This is a genomic window from Carboxydothermus islandicus (assembly GCF_001950325.1).
GTDB lineage: Bacteria > Bacillota > Z-2901 > Carboxydothermales > Carboxydothermaceae > Carboxydothermus > Carboxydothermus islandicus.
On sequence record NZ_BDJL01000046.1, the window covers coordinates 1 to 364 of the forward strand.

The following is a 364-nucleotide window of genomic DNA, read 5'->3' on the forward strand; positions in this document are numbered from 1 at the left end:
AGTCATAGACATACGGAACATGTGGAAAGACGAAGACGAAACCCGCTTGCTCAGGGGAAAGACCAATGTGGCATATAACTACAAAGGTAACGTTTATTGTTATTGCCCGAAAACAAACACCCGGAGAGAAATGGCAAACGGAGGCTTTGAAAAAGACCGAAACACATTGAAGAAATTGTGTCCAGCCAAGCAGTACGGAATAACCTGCGAAGGGCAAGAAACGTGTCCGGTAGTTCAAGGGATTCGAATCCCATTAAAGGAAGACCGAAGGATCTTCACGCCGATAGATCGGGCAAGCTACAAGTGGGAAAGAGAGTACAAAAAACGTACCAGCGTAGAACGAGTGAACAGCAGATTAGATGTT

1 pseudogene is annotated in these 364 nt (G+C 45.3%); it reads left to right on the top strand.

Features of this window, described 5'->3' with window-relative positions:
* Nucleotides 1-67 precede the first annotated feature (67 nt).
* Nucleotides 68-364, top strand: a pseudogene (locus ciss_RS07595) (DDE transposase); the annotation flags it as partial.